Below are 25,403 nucleotides of genomic sequence, written 5' to 3'. Positions count from 1 at the left end.
ACCTTGCGCCAGTCCCGAACGAGCTCTGATCGCCTGTTCCGACCGTACCGATTCTGTTGAAACATCAGAAAATCTGCCTTTAACCGGCAAAACACCCGGAAAAGTTTCAAGGAAGATTTTGCGTGGGTTTAACTTCAGCCAGTGTTCTGAAAATGTGGCCGGTCCATCGCCGGAGACCTCGCGGTAGTATTCGAGGGGAAATTAAGTAATTGAAATAAATAAGGAAAAAATAGGATCGGCTAGAATGGTGCTCTGGAACTGGCAAAGATTGGCACACCCGTCGGGTCGGAAAGTTTCGTAGAGGCATCTGGAATGCCGGTTCAACCAGGCCGGGTTAGGGTTTCGTTAACTTAAATTTCCTTGCACCATCTGCTGGAATCCTGCATCCATGACGGAGTTACCGCTCATATCGGGCACGAAACCGTCAGAGGGCATTAATGGCCGTTACCGAACAATTTTCCGGTGGACGCGATACGACCGCAAAAATCGAAAGTTTCACGCAGAAGCTTTCGGACCGTTTGCAGACGATGCGCGAAATGACCTACCCGCCGGAAGCGCGCAAGGTTTTCGGCCGGACGTTTTCCACGACGGATCTGGTTCGTCTGCTGGGCGTGCCGGAAAGCACGCTTCGCACCCTGACGCTGGAAGGCAAGGGCCCGCAACCGCATCGCGCCGAAAACAACCGCCGGATCTATACAGTCGATCAGGTTTGGGAGCTGAGGGCATTCCTCGCGGAACTCAGGCCTGACGATGCGCATCGTCTCGTGCCTCATCGTCGACCGGGAGAGAAGCTGCAGGTCGTTGCTGCTGCGAACTTCAAGGGTGGCAGCTCTAAGACGACCACCTCCGTTCATCTGGCCCATTACCTGGCTATCCAGGGCTACCGGGTGCTGTGTGTCGACCTGGATCCCCAGGCCTCCATGACCACGACCTTCGGCATTCAGCCGGATCGTGATCTTCGGTCCGGCGAAGACGATGACGAACGGACCGACACGACCTACGACGCTTTGCGCTATGACAATTACCGCGTGCCGTTTTCCGAGGTCATACGCGAGACCTACTTCCCGGGCATTCACCTTGCCTGCGGCAATCTGCGCCTGATGGATTTCGAATACGATACGCCGACCGCGCTTGCCGAAAGGACGACCGACGAGCTTGGCCTGTTCTTCCAGCGCCTCGATGCCGTGATCCAGTCGGTTGAAGAGCACTATGATGTCGTTGTCCTCGATACGCCACCTTCGCTCGGGTACACGACAATGGCGGCTCTCTATGCGGCAACGGGCCTGATCATCACCGTTCACCCGGCCATGCTCGACGTCTCGTCTTGCTCTCAGTTCCTGAAGATGATTTCGGATGTGACCCATACGTTGTCCGAAGGCGGTGCGGTTTTCGAACACGACTTCACGAAGTTTCTGCTGACCAGGGTCAACCCCAATGACGGGCCGCAGAAGATCATGTCCGGCACCATGCGGGACTTGTTCGGGACCGACGTCCTTGTGGCCGAGGCGATTGAATCGACCGCCATCGCATCTGCCGGCGTTGCCAAGAAAAGTCTCTACGAAATCGAATCCGGTGAAGTCGGCCGGGAAACCCTGAAGCGGGCGCTGGAAAGCGCAGACCGCGTCAACGCCGAAATTCTCGATCTGATCAAGAGTGTATGGGGCAGGGAGGTTTGACGATGAAAAAGTCGATCGTCAAAATGATGTCCGACGCGGCGGCTGCAGCTGCCGACAAGAAGGAGCCGCCCAAACCGGTTGCAGGTCAGAAGGTAACCGCACCCGTCGTGAATTCCATGGGGCGCGCCTTGTCGCATATGCGCGAGGACAGCATCGTTGCCCTTGATCCGTCGAAAATCGACCCAAGTCCGTTTTCCGATCGCTTCGAAACAGACCTCGAAGCGCAGGAGGCCCTGGAGGAACTCAAGCTTTCGATCCAGGATGAGGGGCAGAGAATCCCCGTTCTGGTGCGCCCGCACCCCACGGAACGGGACCGCTATCAGCTGGCCTATGGACACCGCAGGCTGTTTGCCATTCAGACATTGATGGCGGAAGCCGGCAAACCGGAGACGTTCAAGGTCAAGGCGTACGTTCGCAAGCTGAGCGACGCCGAGCTGATCAAGGAACAGTCGCTTGAAAACGGCGTCCGCGAAAACCTGACCTTCGCGGAGATGGTCCTGTGGGCTGTGCAGCTGCGCGAAGCAGGGCTCAAGCAGCGCGAGATGCAGCCGGTGCTCGGCCAGGTTCAAACGGTCATTTCCAATATGCGGAAGATCGCCGACAGCATCCCGCACGACATCATTCGCGCGATTGGCCGTGCCAGGAATGTTGGCCGGCCGGCGTGGATGGAACTGGCGAAGCTGTTTGAAGACCCTGCCGCCGAACAGCGCGTTCGATCCGTCATAGACGGTGAGGATTTCAGGCTGGCTGCTGCGCAGGACAGAATGTCCATGGTAACGCAGGCCGCAAGAGGCAAACAAAAGAAGGCTGCGCTGGCAACACAGGCTGCAGCAGAAATCACATCGAACGGAACGGTACTGGCAAAACTGAAGAGAACATCGGCGGCAACCGTGTTCTCGATACCGAAATCCGAAGCTGAATTCAGTCACTGGCTGGAGGAGAACCTTCCGGACGTCTATCGCGATTTTCTGCGGCAACGGCAGGAAACGGGACGTACGAAGGGCTGAAGATGGTCGCAGCATACCTCGAAAGGGTATGCCGGGCGCACAATGATCCGGGGCAGGTGTTCAGGTGTCGTCCCGGGCCATATCGGCAAGAGGCCGGATTTCGGCCAGGCCCCGTGAGGAAGGAGACGGTGCGAGAGAAATAGAGACCAAATGAAAAGAGACCGAAACGGCGGCAACCGTTCAGTCTCTTTAATCACGGTTCAACTTGGAACGTCCAAACAGGAACCTCAACACTTCCCTGTTTTAGGCGAATTCCGAATCACGCGCAAGATCCATCTTGTGTGAACGGTGGATTTCTGCCGATTTCCCGAAGTTGAACCTCCTGAAACGCATAACGCCGCACGTTGGCTCGTGTCGGTGAACGGAGGTTGTCATGCCTGCTGTTTCGAACGTCTCTTCCTTCCGGAAGGTGACGCCGGGGATACTTGCGTCCCAGCGTCTGGCAATGTCGAACGACATTCCCGATATTGGAAAATCCGAAGTCGCTATTGCCTTGAAACGTGCGGCCCAGCCGATCGGTCTCACGTCGACTGCCTACCATGTCCTGGACATCCTGCTTGGCCTGTCAAAGCCGGACGACTGGAAAGGGGACAACAGGCCTGTCGTTGCCATCTCCAATGAGAAGCTTGCCTCCTATGTCGGCAAGAGTGAACGAACGGTCATTCGCGCCATCAAGCAGCTGGTCGAGGCCCGTATTCTCGCCTACAGGGACAGTTCTACCGGCCGCAGGTGGGTGCACCGCAACGACAGTGGCGACATTACCTTTGCCTATGGTCTCGATTTCACGCCGGCAAGAGTGCGCTACCGCGAAATCAAGCGCCTGGCCGACGAATGGCAGGCTCATCTCAATGCCGTCCGGGAAGCCAAACGGACGGTCATGAGGATCTCCAGGGCGATTGTCGACATCGTCGATGCAACGAAAGACGTCGACCTGACAGACTTCCTGGATCAGATGGCAGGCATTCTGGACGCGGAGACTGATGTTCAGGCAAAAGCGGAGGCGTTGCTGGACCTTTATGACCTGGTGATGGAAGCTCTGAAGGAGGCCTCCAATACACAGTCAACAGCACATAAAAATGAGGAATCGTCATGCGAAGATGACATCAATGTCACCCCTATATTTAATACAAACTCACCAGACACTTGTTCAAATAACCGGACATCTGCTCACGCAGATGAAATCAAAAATAAGACTGACGTCGCCTACGGCGCCGAAATAGCTCCTGAAAGGGAGCAAGCGGAGCAGGGTGGGGGCTCCAACAGGGGATATACACTGCAGAAAGGCTCCGGTAAGGCGGGTTTTGTCCGATCGGAAACCTTGGACGCTGTTTCGATCTCTTTGCTGGAAAGCGCATGTACGTCGATCCAGAGCGATTTTGGGCTGTCTCTCAAAAGCTGGCCGGACCTCATTGCCGCAACCGACGTGCTGAGGATCGGTATCGGATTAAGTGAAAAAGGCTTTACCGAAGCCTGCGGAAGGCTGGGGCGGCATGTTGCGGCGGCGATTCTTGCGATGGTGGCCGAAAAGGCCTTGCGGGATCCGGAAAAAATCAGCTCGCCCGGCGGTTACTTCCGGGCATGTTGTGAACGGGCGACCGAAGGCAAACTTGCGCTGGCAAAATCCCTGTTCGGCCTCGCTGCGCGCTGATCGGGCGCCGCGGGGAGCGGGATCCTCTTGTGCGAGTACTGCTTCCGGGCAGGGGGCGCCAAAATGAAGGGATCTTGAAACTTTGCGGTCTTCCCGGGAGTGCTGATCCTGCACGAACACGGATAATCGCAACAGGGCACGTCGGTGGCGCTGGATTCGAGCCTTCATAAACTTGCCTTACGCATGGCCGACTTTTGTCAAAACGACGCCTCATTCCTGCGATCCTGTTCCCAACCTGGAAGCCCGGTGTTTTGCACCATGAACTAATTTGTCCGTTCGTTCGTCTTTCAACGACAACGAAGCAAGACCGACTGGAAACTTCATGAGCAGATCTGTTTTCATTGCACTTTTTTTCATGGCATTTGTCCAAAGCGCTTATGCGAAATCCAGTGACCTGAGGAACCACCGGGGAGACCCTGAAGAATTCAGTTTTGCGACGGTGATCGCGAAGGCTCGGGAACTCGGGACAAGACCGTATGAAGCGCAAAAAGTGCGATCTGAAGATCTTCTGGAGGAAATTGACTACGACGCACATTGGAAGATCAGCTTTCGCAAGTCGGCCACCCTGGAACTGGTACCAGGCGTCCCAATTCAGTTCTTTCACCTGGGCCGCTTCTTCAAGCAACCGGTCAAGCTGAACGAAGTCGCTGATGGCGTTTCCCGAGAAATTCTCTATTCACCTGACTATTTCGACATGCCGCATGACAGTCCGGCGCGAAAGTTGCCCGAAAATCTTGGATTTGCCGGGTTCCGCGTCATGCGGGAGGATTTGAAAACCGACTGGGTTTCCTTCCTGGGCGCATCCTATTTCAGGACAGATGGCCAGTCTCGCCAGTATGGGCAGTCGGCGCGCGGACTTGCCCTTAACACCGGACTTTCGATGCCGGAGGAATTTCCCAGATTTACGGAATTCTGGTTCGAACCATCCGCATCGACAGATGACGGTTTGGTTGTCTATGCACTTCTTGATAGCCCATCTGTCGCCGGCGCCTATCGAATGCACATGAAAAATGAGGAGGGCAGTGGGCAGGTCATGGATGTGACAAGCCACCTATTCTTCCGAAAGTCCGTCGAAAGACTGGGAATAGCGCCACTCACAAGCATGTACTGGTACTCTGAGTCCAATCGCCTGAAAGGCCGGGATTGGCGCCCGGAAGTACACGATACCGATGGTCTTGCGATGATTAGCCAGTCGGGAGAGATGATATGGCGCCCCCTCAACAACCCGTCCGAAGTTCGCACGTCCACCTTTCGGGCGGACAATGTGAGAGGATTTGGCCTCGCACAACGAGACCGGGAGTTTGAGAACTTTCAGGATGACGGAGTGTTTTATGATCGTCGACCGTCCGTCTGGATCGAACCTGACGAACCGTTTGGCAAGGGCGTGGTTCAACTGGTGGAGATCCCGACGGACGACGAGATCTATGACAACATAGTCGCTTATTTTTTGCCGGACGAACTGCCGAAAGCGGGTGACGAACGTACGTTTTCCTACCAGATGACCTGGCGTGATCAGCATCCGCTGCCTCAGTCAGGTGCTCAGGTTTTCGCAACCCGCATCGGCCAGGGAGGAATTCCAGGACAACCTCGACCGAAGGACCAGATGAAAGTCGTGGTCGAATTCCAGGGCAAATCCTTGAACGGGATAAAGAAAAAGGACGATGTGGAGGCCGTTGTTGAGCTTTCCAAGGGCGAGCCAATAAATCTTTTCGTTCAACCTGTCGTCGGTACGGATCGTTGGCGCTTGACGTTCGATGTCAAAGTCGACGGGCGTGATCCGTTGGAGGCGCGCGCTTTTCTGAAAGGCGGCGATGATGTCCTGAGTGAAACCTGGCTCGGGCAATTGATAGCGGAGCACCTGGAATTGGAATAAATCCCCGGTGTGGCAAAGGGCACAGTTACCAGGTGCGGGAATACCGAGCCTTGAAAACGGAACTGGGATTTTGTGTCTGTATTTCCCTGATGCTAGCCCGAAGTGTGAAGGCTTTGGTCAAGGGTTGTTGCAACGAAACGCTCGAGTGCCACACGGCGTCGTCTTTTGAGTTGTTGAATTCCGCTGCCAGGACTGTCGCGGTCCGGCCCAGAGACACTTCCACGCTCTTGGTGGTATTCCAGTCAATATCATTCGTCTCGAAACCGGGCGTCCGGAAAGAATAGGAATCTCGCAAGATCAGGTTGGCGTGCCTTGTGAGTTTGATTTTCTTTCCTGCAGTGAATCTGGTTGATGCAAGGTCGCTGTCCGGGTCAAAGCGCAAAGTCAGGTCCGTCTCGTCCATTCCTGCCAATTTGTAGTCGTCTTCGAAACGCAGTCGTGTCCATAGCGTTCCACTCGGTACGTAGCTGCGTGGCGCATTGAGCACATGCCTGGGCAATGCTGCTGGCATGTTGATATCCGATCCGAATGCAGGCCGGCCCGGAACAGGAAGCTGAGCGCCTACCGTCATGTTGTAGGAACTTTCAGATGGCTTTGAAAAAGACCAGACGTAAGGTTTGATATTCTCAGCGTGAACAGGCGTGACTGTTGCGGAGGCCGCTGCCGCAGTGCCTGTGATTATGCCCTTGATTACGGAAACTGCCAGTAGGTAACTCGGTGTGCGCATGTTCTATTATCGAGAGCTTGAGGTCGCTTGCTGTCGGTCTGACGGGATGAAACTGAGTGAACTTGATTCCGAAAAGGTTAATGCAACAGTGCCCAGTGATACCTTGCGAAAGTTACCTAGGTTTCGAAATATATATCTCTAAGTATCAGAGTTGATTGAATTAATATCTCTTCCGCTGATCATGCGAACATGGAAATACGTATGGAATGAGTTCCACTTTTGCTGTGGAAATACACTGATTTCATAACTGCCGGGTTGATAAGAACTGCGTCTCGCGGACTTGCAACGTGGCTATCTTTTGTGGATCCGGCTTCAGGCATTCGGTTGGTCTGCAAACCCAGGCCTGTCGGCAAGTTAACGAGCACCTTTTCCACCGGAATTGCGTTGGTCTTCAAATACGTTCACGGCGCTGAAGAAGCTTCGGAAACTGAAGATCGGCTCACAGAGAATGCCCTGCAGGTACAGCTCCGCGTTCTTGGGAAGCTCAGTACTTCCGATCTCAGTTTCAATTTATGGCTGCAAATGAGAGCAGTACATTCACATTCTGTTTCAATCTTGAAATGCGCCGGAACTCGGTGATTTCCGGAGCGTTACTCCCATATCGTCGCCCCATCCCCATCAGATACCGGCGACTTCAATCTGGGAGAGTTACAATGCTACGTGAACTTGTCACTGCGTCCGCAATCGGACTGTTCATGGTCGGCGGTGCGTATGCGCAAAGCTCGACTGAAGTACCGACGACTACCGTGCCGGCAACTCCTGCCACCCCTGAGCCCGTTCAAATGGTGAAAAAGGCAGAAGGACACCTGGCCACGGACCTCCTTGGCCGAACTGTCTACAACGGTACGAGCGAAGAGTCTGAAGCAATTGGCGACGTCAACGACTTCACTGTGGGTCCTGACGGTCAGATCCAGGCAATCGTGATCGGAGTCGGAGGCTTTCTTGGCCTGGGCGAGAAAAACGTCGCGATCGAGTACGGTCTTGTGAAGTTCGAAAATCGCAACGATAGCGAGGTGCTGGTGGTTGAAACGACCGCAGAAAAGCTGGATGCGCTGGAGCCCTTCGAGGAAGCTGCATATCGGCCTGTTCCAGCTGATGAAAGCGTGAATGAAACCAGGCCGGCAACCGCTCAGGATCTGAACAATGCGCCGGTCGAGAAAGCTCCTGAGGAGCTGATTGATTCCGAAGCGGATAGAAACGTTACGCCTGCAAACTGACATCACGACCAGAAAAGCGCGGGCCGCATTCCGAAATGTCGCCCGCGCTAAAAATATTCCATAATCAAAATTACGCGATTCTCGCTTGTAGGCGGGCACATTCTATCCCAAGTGCGACTTCTGTTTGAAACCAATAAGTTATCAGTCAAGATGATTGTGTCATGCCATCAATATACAGTCATCTGATCCTGGATGAGCGCCGCAAGATTGAACGCTGGTGCCAGGCGAAAGTGTCACTTTGCCGAATTGTGATGATCCCTGGACGACACTGATCGACGATTTATCTGGAAATGACACCGACTGTGGCTCTTGATGCCATGTTCAGCGGCGAAGCTCCAAGCGCCGTTCCTCATAGCGGGGGCTGGGCCTTTCTGCCGTCGGTCTCCTGGCCCGGAGCAACCTGCGTTCCAAAGAATGCAGACAGGATGTTCAATCCTTCTAAAAACGATCAAACTGCATCCGTTACTTGAACGGATCTTCTCTGTCTGCAACATTCGCGTTTATTGACATATTTTCACAACCAATGACTTGATCAGCTATCAAAGGGTCTGCCGGATGCCTGTATACACCTTCAACACTTTGTACGATCGAAAAGAAAAACGTCCCGACGAATATGGTGAGGTGACTGTATTAACTGAAATCATTGCCCCTGGAACCCATCATCAGTACGAGCGGCAGACCTCGGTCTATGGATATGTCTATCCTCTTGACACCACGTCGGGCCGTAAGTCGGCGCCGGAACCGTTTTCGGGCTTTCGGATTGGCGCGACCAAGCGCATTCCCAAGAAGGCCAAACTGATCAGCCCTCGCAATAGCGGCAAGGTCGACATGGACAAGGGACACATCATTGCTCTGGAGTTGGGTGGCCCCGATGTCCCGGCCAATATCTGTCCGCAATGGTCGCAATTCCAACGGAACGGCGAATGGCGGCGAATGGAAGTCGAGGTTCATGAGATCGCGCAGCAGCAAGAAGCGCACGACAGTCTGGTGAAGATGACCGTACATCTTTATTACAATGGTTCTCTGTCGCACACCCGCGGGCTTTGCCCCTCGGGATTCCAGGTAGACCTGACCTTGAACGACACGAACTCGCTGCTCAAACGCTACCAGATCGACAACACCCACAGCTCCGTCGATGACCAAATGTTCTGGCGCATTGCGGACCCGCTGGATTCGAAAATGGACGAGGTAGATCCGATCGGCATGCCTCCCCCCATAACGCCCAGCCCCAGCTTCCCCGGCGCACAACCGGTAATGACCCAACGGCAAAACGGCATGAACTGGTTCGATTTTGCCAATCGTCACATTGATGACGAGGATGAATACATGGATCAGAGCTAAGGAGCAGAGTGCAGAACTCAGCGAGGAACAAGCCGAAAATCCAACGGTGTATTCGTGGCGAACGTAACGGCGTGCGCGGTAAAGGTCAGCATTGAGCCTTTCGCGGGTCTCTGGCCCCTGACAAATCCAGGGGCCAGAAGCTGCGTCGGTCAGCGCGACAGCAACAGGGGGATGACGGTTTGCTCCAGCATTTCCCGTGTTGTGCCTCCCAGAATGTTCTCCCGCAGGCGTGAATGTCCGTAGGCACCCATTACCAGAAGGTCGGCTCCCAGTTCGCGTACACTGTCCAGCAAGGCTTCGGACACGGGCCTGTCGGCGGACGCCACACTTTGAACGGAAATGCCGAGTCCGTGGCGGGCAAGGACCGTTGCGATATCGCTGCCAGGGTCTTCCCCGTGATCATTGTCGCCGACGACCGGGTCAACCAGCAGCAGCGTGATGTCCTCGGCTGACTTCAGAAACGGCAGCGACTCGGAAACGGCACGGGCGGCTTCCCGCCGTGAATTCCAGGCGATGGCCACTTTTGTGCCAATGTGGTCGGCCTTGAAGGAATTGGGAACATAAAGCACGGGCCGGCCGGAATCGAACAGCGCTCCATCGATCGCATTCTTTTCGACGGAATTGAGCTCTTGCTCCACGGAGCGCAGGACAACAGCCAGATCACAATAGATGGCATGGCGGGCAACAAGATTGTCTTGGCGAGCGGTAGAAGACAGACTTGGCCGGACGTCGAACGAGATACCTTCCCTTGCAAGCTGTGCTTCTATTCGGGAAGCAAGGGATGTCAGCTCGATCTTTCGCTGGTCGAATTCCTTCGCCCAGATTTCGATGTATCCGTGCCCGCCAGATCCGTAGAACGGCAGTTGCGGGACTTCACCGATCGGTAACACCGTGAGATGAGCATCAAAAGCCCTCGCTACCGTGACAGCCTTGCCGACGGTTTCCGTGGAGACATCAAGTTCCGTGATTGCGAGTATCGTCTTGTAGGTCATCGTACCGGCTTCCTCCCCTGTTCGCCTGCGTGGGCGCGCGCTGTACAGAGCTTCATCTGCATTTTCCGGGAAAACGATTGAGAGGCAAACTGGTGGTGACTACGTAGCCAGTCGGCGGGGTGTTCCGCGTGGAATAAGCATTGGTCCCGACTTGGCGTACCGCGTTCCACCCGCGAGAATTCGTCCGTGACAGAAGCGTATTCAGCATTCTTATCTTATCCTGAACGGCCAAGTTGCCGCTGCCTCGACGGATACATCAGCCCTGAACCGTTTGCACCAAACCAGCATCGACGCTCCCTTCGCAATCGACCCTGAAGTGGTTGCTCAGGAGCTTTCGGTTCACCCCATGGCGGGGCTCGGGGACGATGAAGTTGTCAGGCGTCGACGGCGTTACGGCACCAACAGGTTTCGCGAGCTGAAAACCAAGAGCGCATTCGCAATCCTTGCCCATCAATTTGCGAGCATCATCGTCTGGCTTCTTGCAGCCGCCGTTTTCATGTCTCTGCTTCTGGGCGATTTCGCGGACGCGATCGCGATATCCATCGTCCTGGTTCTGAACGGTGCCATCGGGTTCTTCACCGAGTTGCGCGCGGCCCGGTCGATGGAAGCCCTGTTGCGGATCACCACGACGCACTCCCGTGTGCGCCGAGGCGGCAAGGTGCTTGAGATCGAGGCAACGGCGCTGGTTCCTGGAGACATCGTGATCCTTGAGGCAGGAGACGTCGTCACGGCTGACCTTCGCCTCACGGCCGCTTCCGATCTTCATTGCGATGAGTCCCTGCTGACCGGGGAAAGCGCTCCGGTTGAAAAGCAGACTTCCACGATGGCCGAAGACACGGTGCTTGCCGAACGCTTCAACATGGCTTTCAGCGGAACGGCGGTCACCCAGGGGCTTGGCGAAGGCATCGTTGTTGCCACCGGCATGTCGACGGAACTTGGCCGGATCAGCGCTCTTGCGCAGCAGGCCGACGCCGAAATCTCTCCCCTCGAAAGGAGACTGGACAGGCTGGGGCAGAAGTTGGTCTGGCTGACGCTGGTGCTTGCCGCGCTCACGATCATGGCAGGCATTCTCTGGGGTCATCCTGTGTCAGAGATGCTGAAAACCGGAATTGCGCTTGCGGTTGCCGCCATTCCGGAAGGTCTGCCAATCGTGGCGACGTTGTGCCTGGCCAGAGGCATGTGGCGCATGGCGGCCCGCAACGCGCTCGTCACCGAACTTTCGGCTGTAGAGACGCTAGGGGCGACGACACTGATCCTGACCGACAAGACCGGAACCTTGACGGAAAACCGGATGACGGCCGTCCGTTATCTTCTCGACAGCGCGGATATCGCCATTTTGCATGAAGGCAACGGCATTCGCTTTTGTTCAGAAGGCCGGGACATCGAACCAGCTTCCACGGAGGGCCTTTCCGTCGCTCTCAGGATTGGTGCGCTGTGCAATTCGGCGGAATATTCAGATGGTCCGGATGAAGTGCGGATCGGTGATCCGATGGAGATATCGTTGCTGGCCACTGCATCTGCCGCGGGTCTTGCGAGATCTCGCCTGCTGCAGACAATGAAGCCGGCAGAAAAGTTTGCTTTCACTCCACAACGCAAGATGATGGCGACGGTCCATCATGGTGACGGGCACTTTCTTTATGCCGTCAAGGGCGCTCCGGAAGCCGTCCTGAACGCGGCATCAGAGGTTCTTGGAACCGAAGGTACCCGCGCCTTCACGGATGCGGACCGTGCCGCGTGGCGCGGCCGTCAGGAAGAGGCAGCCCGATGCGGCCAGCGTCTCCTCGCCCTTGCCTTCAAGACGGCAGCAACACCGTCCGAAGATCCCTATGAAGGGCTGACGCTGGTCGCACTGGTCTGTTTTCTTGATCCGATACGGGAAGACGTTCCAGGAGCGATCAGGGCCAGTCAGCAGGCGGGTGTCCGGGTTGTGATGATGACCGGTGACCATGCCGAGACCGCGGCGAAAATCGCACAGGACGCAGGCATCGGAACATCCGGCCTGAAAGTGCTGTCCGGCCATGAGTTAAACGGGATCGACATGGCACAGGCGACGGCAGAGCAGCGCAAACAGCTCATGGCGACCGATGTCTTTGCAAGGGTGGCACCCGACACCAAGCTGAACCTGGTTTCACTCTTTCAGGATGGCGGACATGTGGTCGCCATGACGGGCGACGGCGTCAACGACGCTCCGGCGCTCAAGAAAGCGGATATCGGAATTGCCATGGGCAAGCGCGGCACACAGGTTGCCCGTGAAGCGTCTGACATTGTTCTGAAGGACGACGACTTCGCGACGATCATCGCCGCAATGCGCCAGGGCAGGATCATTTTCGAGAATATCCGCAAATTCGTCGTTTATCTGATGTCCTGCAACGTTAGCGAGGTGTTGATTGTTGGCATTGCAGTTGGCGTCGGCCTGCCTGTCCCGCTCCTGCCACTTCAGATCCTGTTCCTCAACCTGGTGACCGATGTCTTCCCCGCCTTTGCCCTGGGGCTCGGAAAGGGGGAAGACGGGGTAATGCAGCGCCCGCCACGGGACCCCGGTGAGCCTATCGTCGACGGGTCCCGCTGGATGTTGATCGGTTATATCGGTTGCACGATTACGTTTTCGACGCTTGCAGCATTTGTCATCGCGTTGTTTCTGCTTGGCCTGGAAACGGAGAGGGCCATCACGGTTACCTTTCTGACGCTGGCACTGTCACAGCTCTGGAACGTCTTCAACATGCGTGCCGCAACAGGCCCGTTCTGGAAAAGCGATGTCCTTCGCAATGGTTATGTCTGGGGTGCTATCTCGTTGTGCCTCTCACTTGTCGCAATGGCCCTTCTGAATACGGATCTGTCAGCGCTTCTGGCATTGCCATGGCCAGGACTGACGGGTCTCCTGGTCGCTGGCACGATGAGTTTTCTGCCGTTGGTTCTCGGACAGGCCTGGATAAGCCTTGCGGCCCGCAACAGCGGTTCGAAGTAAGTTTTCGCTGTTCGAATTTGTTTGGCATTCGGAAGCAGGGTTTGCCGGGGCTTGGTTGTGCACCTGCAAACCCTGCGTTCCACGACCGGATTACATCGGCGGCATGATGACCTTGTCGATCACGTGAATGACGCCGTTGTCGGCTGCCACATCTGCTGTCACGACATTGGCGTCGTTGATCATCACGCCATTGTCGAGGTCTACCGTGATTTCGCTGCCTTCCACGGTCTTCGCCATCATTCCATCCGAAAGATCTGTCGAGAGAACTTTGCCTGGAACCACATGGTAAGTCAGGATGGCGACAAGCTTGTCCTTGTTTTCGGGCTTCAGAAGGTCGTCAACGGTACCGGCCGGCAATGCGGCAAAGGCTTCGTCGGTGGGCGCAAAAACGGTGAAGGGACCGTCCCCTTTCAGGGTTTCAACAAGGCCTGCGGCCTGAACGGCGGCAACGAGCGTGCCGAACGAGCCTGCGCCGACAGCCGTGTCGACAATATCGGCGGCTTTCGCCGGAAGAGACACCACGGAAGCAACGATGCCGATTGCAAGATACTTGGCGAATTTCATCTGATCCTCCTTGTCACGTTCTGAAGCTGGCTTTGCGCCAGCCACCCCAGTACGCGGACGCCCTGAAAGGGGATCTGCTCAAAAGAGCGGGCATTGAACACATTAATTTCAGGACGATTTGATGATCCAAAAGTGATCCGGAAGCCGGTCAGCGTAATCTCAAAAAGAGCAAGGCGTGACGACATCGGCGCCCGCGATCTGCGCTTTTTTCACACAAAAGCGGGCTTTTTCCGTCGAACCAATTGGGATTTCATTCGAACGAGAGGCCCTTGGTCCTTCGGCGTCGCGCGATTTCGCGGTAGAGGGCTTCCGGACTGACAGCAATCTGTCGGGCAATCTGGTGCCATTCACCTTTCGGCGGCAATGTGCCGTGCCAGGCGAGCCAGGCATCCAGACGTTCCGTGACCGTTCTGAGGGCCAGAATTTCGCTCCTCAGGCGAGTTGTCTGCACCTCGCGGGCAAGCCGTGCCGCCCAGGCTTCTGACAGTTTCGGGTCAGCGCGAAAAAGGTCGAGGAAGCGCCGCCTCGAGATCCCACGTACGCAGGCATCTGATCGGACGATCGCGTCGCAGTGATAAGTTTCGGCAAAAGCAGAGGCTTCAGCCACGACTGCACCTGGAAAAGCGCGTTGTAGAACGAGTGCGGCTCCCCCTGTCTGGTGGCGGACAAGCTGAATTTCACCAGCGGTCACCAGAAACAGGTTCTCCACCATGCTGTTCTGATGGAACAGATACGCTCCTGCCGGCACCCGGCGCTCAAAGGTTCCAGACGTTTCAAAGAAGGCGGGAATATCCATCAACATGATAGCTATCATGTTCTGATTTTAGTTCCTCAGGCAAGATGGGACGCAAAGCAAAGGAGAAACCATGAGCCGGTACATTCTTGCCCTGACCGCCGCCATTGTGTGCAGCGCTCCGGTCCTGGCCCAGACCCAGGCCCAGACCCAGACAACCCAGCATCATGACCATTCTGCCGCGCAGCATGCGGCACATGGCACCAAACCATCATCCGCTAAGGCGGTTCCGCGTGAACCGGGGCAGTCCGCTTTCGCGGCAATTCAGGAAATCGTGGCGATCCTTGAAGCAGATCCTGAAACAGACTGGTCCAGGGTCGATATCGAAGCAATGCGGAACCATCTTGCCGACATGGACAACGTCACCTTGCGGGCAGATGTAAAAACCTTGCCGGTCGAGGATGGTTACCGGTTCACCGTTACGGGAGACGGCGATGTCACCAACTCGATCAGGCGGATGTTGACGGCCCATGCCGCCACCATGAACGGAACCCGTGGTTTCCGCTATGAAGTGGCGGAAGTGCCCGGCGGCGCAATTCTGTCGGTTTACGTCAGTAAGCCCTCAGATCTGCAGAAGCTCTCGGGGCTCGGGTTTATCGGCGTGATGACACTGGGAGCGCATCATCAGGAACACCATCTCGCACTGGCGTCCGGCCAATCGCCCCATCACTGACCCCGGTCGTGATTTGGGTTCAAGAGCCGAAACATATGCGGGAGACGCGGATGTATCGAGGAAAACGCCGCCTTTCCTTGAGACCAGATAAATCCGGCAAACCGTGTTTTGTTCAAGAGGTTGACCACCCGGCGACCTACGTCGCCGGTGCCGCCCAGTAGAACAATGGGTGCCGGTGTTGGTATGAGAGGCTTTCCGGTTAGTGCGAATGCACTTCCTCGGCGCCCGGCGGGTTGAAATGCAGAAATGCCTTCACGAACAGGAACACAACGATAATGCCGGCGACGGCATAGGCGACAATCGCCGGGTCGTGCTGCAACTTCAGCATCGCGAAAGCGGCGAGGACGACGGCATCCAGACCGATTGCGATCAGTAGAATCCAGCCTCGGGCATCAACATCTGAACGCAAATGCCTGAACACTCCCCAATGGATGATGATGTCCATGACGAGATAGAAGAACGCACCAAGTGATGCGATCTGGCTGAGATCGAAGAAGACGGCCAGCAAGGCGGCGACAAACACGGTGTAGACCAGCGTATGATCCCGGATCACGCCCGGCATGCCGAAGTGGCTATGGGGGATCAGTTTCATTTCGGTCAGCATGGCAAGCATCCGGGACACTGCAAACATGCTGGCGATCAGGCCGGAACTGGTTGCCACGAGTGCCAGGGCTACCGTCAGGTAGAAGCCGACGGATCCCAGGGTGGGCCTGGCAGCTTCTGCCAGCGCGTAATCCTTTGCCTCGATGATTTTCTCCAGCGGCAGACTTGAACCGACCGCGAAGGCCACCAGCAGGTAGACAAGGATACAGATGCTGATTGCCGCCACGATTGCCCTGCCCACATTGTGATGCGGATCCGTGATTTCTGCACCGCTGTTGGTAATCGTCGTGAAGCCCTTGAAGGCAAGAATTGCCAGCGCGGTCGACGCAATGAACCCCGACAATCCTCCGAGATCTGTCCCCTCCCCGGTCGCTTCAAACGAAAATCCGCCAGCCCAAAGTGCGGCGAAACCGAACAGCGCGATACCACCGACCTTCAACGCAGCCATGATGGTTGAAAAGAGCCCTATCGATCTGTTGCCAGAAATATTGATGAGAAAGGCGAACAGGATGACGCCGACGCTGATGGCGGGAAGAAGCCAGCCGGAATGCGGCAGGTCGAGGCCGCGCAGAAGGTAGCTTGCGAAGGTACGCGCGACCAGACTTTCATTGATGACCATGGAAAGAGCCATCAAAAGCGCAGCCGCTGCGGTTATTGCTGTCGGGCCATAGGCTTTTTGCAGGATCATGCCGATGCCACCCGCAGACGGATAGGCATTGGACATCTTGATGTAGGTGTAGGCGCTGAAGGCGGTAACGACGGCGCCGGATATGAAGACGAAAGGGAAAAGAGGACCGGCCAGTTCGGCAATCTGACCGGTGAGGGCGAGAATGCCCGCACCGATCATGACACCGGTCCCCATGGCGATCGCATCGAAGAGTGTCAGGCTGTTTTTCTTGTAGTCGGATGACATACCGATCTCCGTCAAAACAGGTTGCCGAACGCTCCGGTCAAGCGATCCGGAATGACGTTCACTCCCTTACGGGGTTTGCTGCAACAGTTCGGAACTGTAGCCGGCCTCCTTGAGAACGCCTGCGATTTCCTGTGCGGACCGGGTGCTCGTCACAGTCACGGTCCTGTTCGCCATGTCGAATTCGACCTGGGCAGATCCGTCCGCCTGCTCGATGGACTTGCCGATGGTTGCCTTGCAATGACCACAGCTCATATCTGGAACGCTAAACTTCATGATTGGCTCCGTAGTTGATCGATTTTCTGTTTTTCCCGGTTCCAGCGGCTGGAGGGTCAAGAAGAAAAAAGTTTGAAAAATATCTTGAACGATCCTTGACCTTCCAGTGACTGGAAGCCTCATTTGAGGGAAATCGAACAATCCATGCCGGAGTTGGACCCATGTCTGGGCAACAGAAATTCTCCTTGTCGGTTCAGGGAATGTCATGCGCATCGTGTGTTGGACGCGTCGAGCGCGGCCTTGCGGCTGTCGAAGGGCTTGAAGATGTCGGTGTTAACCTGGCAACTGAAAGCGCGCAGTTTACGGCCACCCCTGACAAGATCACCGCCGCGGTCGCCAAACTGGATGATCTCGGCTATCCGGCGCGAACGCAGACGGTCACGCTGACTATTCAGTCCATGTCCTGTGCCTCTTGTGTCGGACGTGTCGACAAGGCGTTGCAGGCGGTGCCCGGGGTCATCAGTGCCAGCGTTAATCTTGCGGCCGAAACGGCAACGATCGTCTTTGCAGAAGGTGCCACAACCGTTCAGGAGCTGGTGAAGGCCAGCACGGATGCCGGCTATCCCGCAAGTCTGGCAGACGCAGGAACGTCTCAGGATCGCAGCGAGCGCAAGGCGGAAGAAGCCCGTGAGCTGGCGCGCAAGATGGCGATCGCCGCAGCCTTTGCCCTGCCCGTGTTCCTGATCGAAATGGGCGGGCATCTGATCCCCGCTTTTCACCACCTGATCGCGGTGACCATTGGTCAGCAAATGAGCTGGATTCTGCAGTTCGTGCTGACGAGCGTGGTGCTTTTCGGTCCGGGCCGATCTTTCTATCTGAAGGGGTTTCCTGCGCTCTTGAAGGGGGCGCCGGACATGAACAGCCTGGTGGCCGTGGGAACCGGAGCGGCCTATCTCTATTCGGTGGTTGCCACCTTCCTGCCGGATCTGGTGCCCGCCGAGGTTCGCGCCGTTTATTTCGAGGCAGCCGCCGTGATTGTCGTTCTGATCCTGCTGGGCCGTTTCCTGGAGGCCAGGGCAAAGGGGCGCACCGGCGCGGCCATCCAGAGCCTCCTCGGCCTTCAGGTCAAGTCGGCCCGGGTGCTGCGGGACGAAGAGATGGTGGAAGTGCCTATCGAAACGCTGGCCATTGGCGACATCGTCGTAGTGCGCCCTGGAGAGCGTCTCGCGGTTGACGGTGAAGTCGTCGAAGGGTTCTCCCACGTCGATGAAAGCATGATCACCGGCGAGCCCGTGCCTGTCGCGAAATCGGCTGGCAGCGCGGTGACTGGGGGCACGGTTAATGGCACGGGAGGACTTCAGTTCAAGGCAACGCGTGTCGGTGCCGATACGACCCTTTCGCAGATCATCCGCATGGTCGAGGAAGCCCAGGGCGCCAAGCTGCCGATCCAGGGGCTGGTGGACCGCATTACGCTGTGGTTCGTTCCCGCCGTCATGGCCGTTGCCGTGGCTACGGTCCTGGTGTGGCTGACATTCGGTCCGGACCCGGCATTGACGCTGGCCCTTGTGGCCGGTGTGTCGGTGCTCATCATCGCGTGTCCGTGTGCCATGGGCCTTGCAACGCCGACATCGATCATGGTGGGCACCGGCAGGGCAGCCGAGATGGGTGTCCTGTTCCGCAAGGGGGACGCGCTGCAGCAGCTTGCCGACGTGGACATTGTTGCGCTGGACAAGACGGGCACCGTAACGGAGGGCCGGCCGGAACTGACCGACCTCGTCCTGGCGGACGGTTTTGAACGCTCTGTCGTTCTGTCGTGCATTGCCGCGGTTGAGGCTCGCTCTGAACATCCTGTTGCCGAGGCCATCGTGCGGGCAGCGGGCAAGGAGAGCGTGGAAAGGTTCGCGGTCAGTGAGTTCAACTCCATCACCGGTCATGGTGTTTCCGCTATTGTGAACGGTCAACGAGTGCTCGTCGGCGCTGACCGGCTGATGAAGCGCGAAGGTATTGCGACCGATGCGCTGGTGGACGAGGAGGTCAGGCTGGCGACCCGTGGGCGCACAGCTCTCTATGCAGCCATTGACGGCAGAATTGCTGCTGTTGTCGGAGTTGCCGACCCGGTCAAACCATCGAGCCGTGCCGCAATTGCAGCGCTTCATGAGCTGGGGTTGAAGGTCGCGATGATCACCGGCGACAAACGGGAAACCGCCGAGGCAATTGCCGCGGAAACCGGGATCGATATCGTCATCGCGGGTGTTCTGCCCGATGGCAAGGTTGACGCCCTGCCCGAACTCAAGGGCGACGAGGGCCGTATTGCCTTCGTTGGAGATGGCATCAATGATGCCCCTGCCCTCGCCCATGCCGATGTCGGTATCGCGATCGGCACAGGTACCGATGTGGCGATTGAATCCGCCGATGTCGTGCTGATGTCGGGCGATCTGAGAGGCGTCGTGAACGCTTACGAAGTGTCGCGCCGCACCATGCGCAACATCAAGGAAAACCTGTTCTGGGCATTTGCCTACAACACGGCCCTGATCCCGGTGGCCGCCGGGGCGCTTTATCCAGCCTTTGGCCTGTTGCTGTCACCCGTTCTTGCAGCAGGCGCCATGGCGTTGTCGTCGGTGTTCGTCCTCACCAATGCCTTGCGACTTCGCCGGATCGCGCCAGTGATGGATGAAGCAAGGTCCAGGGTCGCTTTCACGCTAAGTGCCGAAGCCGCGCCTGCTGAATAGGAGGGGGTGATATGAACATTGGAGAACCTTCGCGCCAGTCCGGGCTACCGACCAAGATCATACGCTGCTTTGAGGACATCGGCCTGAGTGCCCACAAGACGGCCTCGATCAAGCTTTAATGGTGCGGATCGGCAATATGCCGGCCAGAGATGGGTTGACCGGGGCGCAGGTTCACCGGATTGTGACACAGGTTCGGGTTCGTTGCTGGCAAACAGGATCCAGTAGGTCATTGTTGATGCGGTTGCAGTCTTGCTTTTGGACGACTTTTAAAATGCTCCTCGTGGCGGCTTTCGTTGCTGCCGGAGGATCGTTCAGTCATTCGCTTGCCGGAACTGCCCACGAACACTCACATGAAACCGCTGCCGCCTTCGGCGGCGATATTCCCCACGATCATGCTTCAAACCATTCCGATCACAATGTGGCAGATCATGAAACCGTGCATTGTGGGGCCTATTTGCTGGCGTTGACGGATGACGAGCATCTGAGCATCCCTGACCTCATCGAAGACAGCGTCCGTGACACCGTGGTGTCCAATGTGTCCCGGGTGTGGAAGATTGATCCGCCTCCCCCACGACCGGCTCCTTTATCCGTTTGAAATCGCTTGAGGCGGAATATCCGCCACGCAATCTGGATACAGGACAAGATCAATGAAACTTACGATTATGTCAGCGACTGGCGCGCTGTTGCTTGCAGGCGTTGCCGGCGCCTTTGCACATGGTGGGGCGTCCGGAATCGTCAAGGAACGCATGGACGCGATGGATGAGATGGGCGACGTGATGAAGTCGCTGACTGCCATCATGCGTGGAGAAAAGGACTATGATGCGGACGCAGTGCGTGAGGGCGCTGCGGTTATCCAGTCCCATTCCGGCGAGGCCCTGACCAAGCTGTTCCCGGAACACAGCATAGAAGGCCCATCGGAGGCGAAACCGGAAATCTGGACCGACTGGGAAGAATTCTCTGAGCTCGCAAAACAGCTGGACGTTTTTGCAGCAGGACTTGGCGCAGCGGCCGAAAACGGCCTGGCACACGGCAAGGGCGGTGCAGGTATGACGGGTCAGTCGGGCATGATGGGGCAAGACACCATGATGGGTGGAAATTCCATGATGTCCCAGGGTGGTATGATGGGCTCCGGAGGAATGATGGGGTCGGGTGGCATGATGGGGAACGCCGGTCACATGGCCGATCCCGAAATGTTGGCCCAGATGCCTGCGGACGGGCTTTTCAACATGGTCGCGCAGACCTGTTCGGCCTGTCACTCAAAATTCAGGGTCGAGAAAAACTGATCGATGCGCCTCTGGCTCATTGTTGCGATCGTTGCTCCCGCGTTGGCGGGAGCGGCGTTCGCCGTGCTTTACCTCTGGCCTGTCGACAAGCCCGAACGGATCGAAGTCCTTGCCGGCGATCCGGGCCGCGGCGCCTATCTTGCCAGGATGTCGGGATGTATCGCCTGCCATACCAATACGGAAGGTGGCGGGAAACCTCTGGCTGGCGGTGTCAGGCTGCCGACGGACTTCGGCACGTTCTATTCGCCCAACCTGACGACGGATCCGGATCACGGCATCGGAAACTGGAACTTGCAGGATTTTGCAGCGGCGGTGCGACAGGGTATTTCGCCGGAAGGGGAGCCCTACTATCCGTCTTTTCCCTATCCGTTTTACGGTTCCTTGAGCGACCAGGATATCGCGGACCTGTGGGCAGCCTTCAAGACGGTTCCCTCCGTTGCTGAAGCATCGACACCACATGACATGTTGCCGCCATTCAATCTCAGAATGGGCCTGAAACTCTGGCGCGGACTGTTTTACGTGCCGGAGACATTCGACCCGGATCCTGCGCGCTCTGATCTCTGGAACAGGGGCAAGTTCATTGTTGAGGGACCGGCTCATTGCGGCGCTTGCCACACCCCTAGAAATGCCGCTGGTGCACGTCAGGCGGAATTGGCTCTGCATGGCGCCAGCGAACTGCCTGGCGGCGGCAAGTCTCCACCCATCACGAGTGCCGCGCTGAAGAGGCAGGGCTGGACGTTAAGTTCTCTGCAGTATGCGCTGAAAACCGGGATCATGCCCGATGGGGACGTCTTTGGCGGCTCCATGGGCGAGGTCGTGCGCGACGGCACTGCTTTCCTGTCCGAAGAGGACCGGGAAGCAATCGCAACCTATCTCCTGGAGAGGGACGGCTGACCGTCTGAAGGAGAGAAACCATGAGAAACCGCATCTTGCTCGGTGCACTTTCTGCGGCAGTGGTGATTGTCGTCGCCAGTGCCATTTTCCTCCTGGCACCCCCCGATGTTGACGAAAGTGTCGTCCGGCTGAAGCCGGGCGACCTCAAGCTTGTGCGTTTGGGAGCAGACATTTACGCGCAGAATTGCGCAGCTTGCCACGGAGACGACCTGAAAGGAGAGCGCGACTGGATGGACGCCAATCCGGACGGTTCCCTGAAGGCCCCGCCGCACGACGAAACCGGGCACACCTGGCATCATCAGGACGAACTGCTGTTCCGTATCACGAAACATGGCACTGCGAAGGCGGTTGGCCTTGAGAATTTCAATTCGAACATGCCGGCGTTCGAAGGAGTGCTGACAGATACCGAAATCATCGCCGTCCTGTCCTGGATCAAGGCACAGTGGCCGCAGGAAATTCGTGAAAGGCATGACCTCATCAATGCGCAAGGAGGAGCCCCATCGTCTTGAAGGCCGTGCGTTTTCGCCATACGGCTATGAAGCATTGCAGTTGCGGCACAGGTTCGATCGCAAGGCGCGGTGAAGCTGGACGGCTGGAGAGTTAAGTGATTTCGGTACTTGCCAATCAAACCTACCGCCATCTTTTTTTCGCGCAGGTCATCGCGTTGTTCGGCACAGGTCTGATGACGGTTGGCCTGGCGCTGCTGGCCTTCGATCTTGCAGGCGATGAGGCTGGCGCCGTTCTGGGAACAGCCCTTGCGATCAAGATGATTGTCTACGTCGGCATCAGCCCGATTGCTGCCGCTTATGCGAGCCGGTTTCCGCGTCGGATGTTTCTCGTCACGTTGGATATCGTCCGGGCTCTGACCGCGGTGGCCCTGCCCTTCGTTGACGAGATTTGGCAGATCTACGTTCTGATCGCCCTGTTGCAAACCGCGTCCGCGGCCTTCACCCCTGCCTTCCAGGCCAGCATTCCCGATATCCTTCCGGATGAAAAGGACTACACGAGTGCCTTGTCGCTATCGCGCATGGCGTATGATCTTGAAAACCTTCTCAGCCCGATGATTGCAGCCGTCCTGGTTGGCCTTGTCGGCTTCCACTGGTTGTTCGGTGGTACCGTTGCCGGCTTCCTGTTCTCTGCCGGGTTGATCCTGACCATTCGGCTCGTCTCGCCGCAGGCCGACGCAGAAGAGCCCGCGTTCCGAAGAACCGTCAAGGGCCTGCAGATCTATCTGAAGACACCACGCCTGAGAGGATTGCTGGCGCTCAATCTCGCGGTTGCCGCCTCGGGAGCCGTGGTGATCGTCAACGGTGTCGTCATCGTGAAATCGTACCTTGGTCTCGACGACACCGACCTGGCCTCGTCGATGGCGGCCTATGGCGGAGGCTCCATGGTTGTCGCGTTGACGTTGCCAAAGCTTCTAGCAAGCCGTTCCGAACGGTCCGTCATGCTCGCCGGCGGAGCATTGCTTCCCGTTTCGTTGCTGATATTCGCCGGCCTGTTGGCGGTCCTGCCGGAGCCTTTCGTTTGGCCAACGCTGCTGCTGGTCTGGTTTGCCATGGGGGCGGGCATGTCAGCGGTGCTCGTGCCCTCTGGACGGCTTCTCAAAAATTCCGCCCATCCCCAGGACCGTCCATTGGTTTTTGCGGCACAATTTGCTCTTTCGCACGGTTGCTGGCTGATTGCCTATCCGCTTGCCGGCTGGCTTGGAGCAAATTCCTCGGTGTCTGTGACAATGGTCGTTCTCGCCGGTTTGGCTGTGCTTGGCTGGGCTGTGGCCGGCAAGTCCTGGCCTGCAGACGATCACAGTATTCTCGACCATGCGCACCCCGACCTGCCGGCAAACCATCCGCATCTTGCCAAAGCGCATGGAAAACGACACGCACATGCGTTCGTGATCGACAGCCTTCACCACACCTGGCCGGATCGCCAGCCATGATGGATCTTCTCATCTCCTGGCAACGCTGGATCTATGGTGGCGTGCGGGCTTCGTTGCTGGAATTCAGCCAGTCGGGGGATTTCTGGCTTCTTGCGAGCATGATCGGGACAGGGGTGCTGTTCGGCGCCATTCACGCTTTGACGCCCGGGCACGGAAAGACGATCCTGGCTAGCTATGTCGCCGGAGCCAGAAGCAGCTTCGCCCGTGCATTTTCGGTCTCGACACTGCTGGCGGCAACACATGTGCTCACAGCCGTTCTGATCGCCTTCTTTGCCTCCCAGCTCGTGGAAAGATCCTTTGTTGGTGGCGGCCGGGCCGCGGCCCTCGAGTTGATCAGCCGCATCACACTGATCGGTATCGGCGCATGGCTCTTTGTCCGGGCAATCCGCTCAAGGCCGGGCAGGAAGCGAGCCGAAGGCTTCTGGGTGGCCCTTACAGCCGGTCTCGTACCTTGTCCTTTGACATTGTTTGTCGTGGTGGCAGCCCTGTCGCAAGGCGAACCGGGGGCGGGTCTGATGTTCGCGGCATCGATGCTTGTCGGCATCGCCTTCACGCTTTGTGCAGTGGCAGGATTGGCGGTTTTCGGCCAACGCCTGTTTCTCGATGTCGCTCTCAGGAACGGCGCGACCCTCAGCGTGGTTTCCCGAGCGCTCGATGCAACTGCCGGAATTCTCATTATCCTTTTCGCCGGAATCCAATTGCTTGAATAGCCCCGACCCTGTTCAGATCCGCTTCAATTTCCCAGACGCAAACGAAAAATTGAAGGGTCGGCGCTCATATTCGCTTCTGCTTCGACCCCGCCAGGCGTATTTAGGTCTCAGGTTGACTTGTGATCGGATGAACTATCGCAGAACCGGACGTTTCACGGTTCCAGATCAAGAACGGAAATTTATTAACCGCCCTTCGAAGGCTTGCTCAACAGCACCTATCAGGCACTTGTATTTGTGCTGGACTGGATTATATCGCGCAACATGACCCGACCCGTGCATCACATCAGCAGACTGGCCGCGACGATCCTGTTCGCGATTGCCCTGCTGTTTGCCGGGTTTGCGCCGGCGCACCAGGCGATGATGGCTCCTGGAGAACATGTTGCGGCCAACGCCGGCATGCCGTGTGAAACGATGATGGGTCATGCCTCGGCAATGATGGGCGATGAAATGCCGGACGACGGACAGGTGAAATTCGACCTGTGCTGCGGCGGTGCGTTATGCGCTGCCGATACGGTTCGCGATAGCCAGGAAATGGCACTGGGTTTTGCCCAGGCCCTCGCCTTCACGCAGTTGCCGCCTGATGCCCTGCACGTCTCGGACATCACCCTTCCCGAACGACCTCCCCGCCTCCTCTGAAAACATC

At 57.1% G+C, this 25,403-nt stretch carries 22 protein-coding genes; 16 read left to right on the top strand and 6 right to left on the bottom strand.

The annotated features are described in order from the left end of the window. Positions 1-437: 437 nt before the first annotated feature. The 4 genes from repA (at position 438) to Q666_RS37350 (ending at position 6,204) form a co-directional block, all read left to right on the top strand. Complete coding sequence (repA, locus tag Q666_RS37365) at positions 438-1,676, top strand: plasmid partitioning protein RepA (protein WP_023001362.1); 1,239 nt, start codon at positions 438-440, stop codon at positions 1,674-1,676. Positions 1,677-1,678: 2 nt separating this feature from the next. Further along, positions 1,679-2,683, top strand: a complete 1,005-nt coding sequence (repB, locus tag Q666_RS37360) for a plasmid partitioning protein RepB (RefSeq protein ID WP_031269470.1) — start codon at positions 1,679-1,681, stop codon at positions 2,681-2,683. Between the two features lie 373 nt (positions 2,684-3,056). Then, positions 3,057-4,331: a plasmid replication protein RepC gene (gene repC, locus Q666_RS37355; RefSeq protein WP_031269468.1), complete on the top strand. Its 1,275-nt coding sequence runs from the start codon at positions 3,057-3,059 to the stop codon at positions 4,329-4,331. 322 nt (positions 4,332-4,653) lie between these two features. After that, a complete protein-coding gene (locus Q666_RS37350; RefSeq protein WP_035907758.1) occupies positions 4,654-6,204 on the top strand; it encodes a glucan biosynthesis protein in 1,551 nt (516 codons plus the stop codon). A 25-nt stretch (positions 6,205-6,229) separates the two neighbouring features. Here the strand turns inward: Q666_RS37350 and Q666_RS65840 are convergent, their stop codons facing one another. Next, on the bottom strand, positions 6,230-6,931 hold the full coding sequence (locus Q666_RS65840) for a hypothetical protein (protein WP_152533266.1): 702 nt from the start codon (positions 6,929-6,931) through the stop codon (positions 6,230-6,232). 695 nt (positions 6,932-7,626) lie between these two features. Here Q666_RS65840 and Q666_RS65420 point away from each other — a divergent pair. Next, a complete protein-coding gene (locus Q666_RS65420) occupies positions 7,627-8,148 on the top strand; it encodes a PRC-barrel domain-containing protein (protein ID WP_161633258.1) in 522 nt (173 codons plus the stop codon). A gap of 555 nt (positions 8,149-8,703) precedes the next feature. Continuing rightward, positions 8,704-9,489 carry a DNA/RNA non-specific endonuclease gene (locus tag Q666_RS37335; protein ID WP_023001355.1) on the top strand — a complete coding sequence of 262 codons (786 nt, stop codon included), beginning with the start codon at positions 8,704-8,706 and terminating at the stop codon, positions 9,487-9,489. A 149-nt stretch (positions 9,490-9,638) separates the two neighbouring features. Here the strand turns inward: Q666_RS37335 and Q666_RS37330 are convergent, their stop codons facing one another. Then, the gene (locus Q666_RS37330; RefSeq protein ID WP_023001354.1) at positions 9,639-10,481 is read right to left on the bottom strand and encodes a universal stress protein; all 843 of its coding nucleotides are present in this window, start codon (positions 10,479-10,481) and stop codon (positions 9,639-9,641) included. Positions 10,482-10,752: 271 nt separating this feature from the next. Between Q666_RS37330 and Q666_RS37325 the strand changes: the two genes are divergently transcribed. Then, on the top strand, positions 10,753-13,446 hold the full coding sequence (locus Q666_RS37325; protein WP_286158860.1) for an HAD-IC family P-type ATPase: 2,694 nt from the start codon (positions 10,753-10,755) through the stop codon (positions 13,444-13,446). Positions 13,447-13,536: 90 nt separating this feature from the next. Here the strand turns inward: Q666_RS37325 and Q666_RS37320 are convergent, their stop codons facing one another. Both Q666_RS37320 and Q666_RS37315 read right to left on the bottom strand, forming a co-directional pair. Further along, entirely contained in the window at positions 13,537-14,010 is a 474-nt protein-coding gene (locus Q666_RS37320; RefSeq protein WP_031269461.1) for a fasciclin domain-containing protein, read from the bottom strand. Between the two features lie 250 nt (positions 14,011-14,260). Continuing rightward, positions 14,261-14,824: a Crp/Fnr family transcriptional regulator gene (locus Q666_RS37315; protein WP_035907755.1), complete on the bottom strand. Its 564-nt coding sequence runs from the start codon at positions 14,822-14,824 to the stop codon at positions 14,261-14,263. 52 nt (positions 14,825-14,876) lie between these two features. Here Q666_RS37315 and Q666_RS0132780 point away from each other — a divergent pair, with 52 nt between their 5' ends. Further along, the gene (locus Q666_RS0132780; protein WP_023001350.1) at positions 14,877-15,476 is read left to right on the top strand and encodes a hypothetical protein; all 600 of its coding nucleotides are present in this window, start codon (positions 14,877-14,879) and stop codon (positions 15,474-15,476) included. Positions 15,477-15,675: 199 nt separating this feature from the next. On the opposite strand, the gene Q666_RS37310 is transcribed toward Q666_RS0132780, so the two are convergent. Together Q666_RS37310 and Q666_RS37305 are read right to left on the bottom strand one after the other, a co-directional pair. After that, complete coding sequence (locus Q666_RS37310) at positions 15,676-16,992, bottom strand: APC family permease (RefSeq protein ID WP_023001349.1); 1,317 nt, start codon at positions 16,990-16,992, stop codon at positions 15,676-15,678. Positions 16,993-17,058: 66 nt separating this feature from the next. Next, a complete protein-coding gene (locus tag Q666_RS37305) occupies positions 17,059-17,265 on the bottom strand; it encodes a heavy-metal-associated domain-containing protein (RefSeq protein WP_031269453.1) in 207 nt (68 codons plus the stop codon). A gap of 161 nt (positions 17,266-17,426) precedes the next feature. Here Q666_RS37305 and Q666_RS37300 point away from each other — a divergent pair, with 161 nt between their 5' ends. The 8 genes from Q666_RS37300 to Q666_RS37265 all read left to right on the top strand — a co-directional run bounded on the left by Q666_RS37300 (position 17,427) and on the right by Q666_RS37265 (position 25,396). Beyond that, the gene (locus tag Q666_RS37300; protein ID WP_031269452.1) at positions 17,427-19,934 is read left to right on the top strand and encodes a heavy metal translocating P-type ATPase; all 2,508 of its coding nucleotides are present in this window, start codon (positions 17,427-17,429) and stop codon (positions 19,932-19,934) included. Positions 19,935-20,205: 271 nt separating this feature from the next. Then, entirely contained in the window at positions 20,206-20,529 is a 324-nt protein-coding gene (locus Q666_RS37295; protein ID WP_023001345.1) for a hypothetical protein, read from the top strand. A gap of 52 nt (positions 20,530-20,581) precedes the next feature. Next, the gene (locus Q666_RS37290; RefSeq protein ID WP_023001344.1) at positions 20,582-21,217 is read left to right on the top strand and encodes a cytochrome c; all 636 of its coding nucleotides are present in this window, start codon (positions 20,582-20,584) and stop codon (positions 21,215-21,217) included. Between the two features lie 3 nt (positions 21,218-21,220). Further along, entirely contained in the window at positions 21,221-22,111 is an 891-nt protein-coding gene (locus tag Q666_RS37285) for a cytochrome c (RefSeq protein WP_023001343.1), read from the top strand. 20 nt (positions 22,112-22,131) lie between these two features. Beyond that, entirely contained in the window at positions 22,132-22,620 is a 489-nt protein-coding gene (locus Q666_RS37280) for a cytochrome c (protein ID WP_023001342.1), read from the top strand. A 95-nt stretch (positions 22,621-22,715) separates the two neighbouring features. Then, the gene (locus Q666_RS37275) at positions 22,716-24,050 is read left to right on the top strand and encodes an MFS transporter (protein WP_023001341.1); all 1,335 of its coding nucleotides are present in this window, start codon (positions 22,716-22,718) and stop codon (positions 24,048-24,050) included. Next, positions 24,047-24,760, top strand: coding sequence for a hypothetical protein (locus Q666_RS37270; RefSeq protein WP_023001340.1), 714 nt, complete (start codon positions 24,047-24,049; stop codon positions 24,758-24,760). Before Q666_RS37275 ends, Q666_RS37270 begins: the two co-directional genes overlap by 4 nt. Before the next feature lie 261 nt (positions 24,761-25,021). Further along, the gene (locus Q666_RS37265; RefSeq protein ID WP_139314303.1) at positions 25,022-25,396 is read left to right on the top strand and encodes a hypothetical protein; all 375 of its coding nucleotides are present in this window, start codon (positions 25,022-25,024) and stop codon (positions 25,394-25,396) included. Positions 25,397-25,403: the final 7 nt, after the last annotated feature.

It is taken from the genome of Labrenzia sp. C1B70, from assembly GCF_000475395.1.
Classification (GTDB): Bacteria; Pseudomonadota; Alphaproteobacteria; order Rhizobiales; family Stappiaceae; genus Roseibium; species Roseibium algicola.
This window is presented reverse-complemented; position numbering and strand designations above follow the sequence as displayed.